This is a genomic window from Halomonas sp. ND22Bw (assembly GCF_003011945.1).
Lineage (GTDB): Bacteria > Pseudomonadota > Gammaproteobacteria > Pseudomonadales > Halomonadaceae > Halomonas > Halomonas halophila.
The window spans coordinates 1-270 of record NZ_PXWD01000917.1 but is presented as its reverse complement, the minus strand read 5'-3'; the positions used below and the strand labels follow the sequence as shown (position 1 = coordinate 270).

The window sequence follows — 270 nt, the reverse complement described above, 5'->3', positions numbered from 1 at the left end:
CAGGCGCGCGCCGACCGCCTTGGCCGCGTCGCACAGGATGGCGGAGAAGGCGACGTCGCCGTTCGCCACCGCCGCGCCGCCTGGCACCAGACCCTGGAAGATGGTCGCCTTTTCACGCGCGACGCCCGCCTCGCCGTCCGCGAAGGCCTCGATATGGACGGGACCGACCGTGGTGACGCAGGCGGCATGGGGGGCGACGAAGCGCGACAGGGGCGCGATCTCGCCGGGCGCATTCATGCCGATTTCGAACACGGCGCGCTGGGTCTCGAC

General features: G+C 72.2%; 1 protein-coding gene. It reads right to left on the bottom strand.

All coding sequences use genetic code 11. From position 1 onward, the window contains the following. Nucleotides 1–270, bottom strand: a 270-nt coding sequence (locus tag CVH10_RS20815) for a Mur ligase family protein (RefSeq protein WP_369335927.1), incomplete at both ends; no start/stop codon positions are given.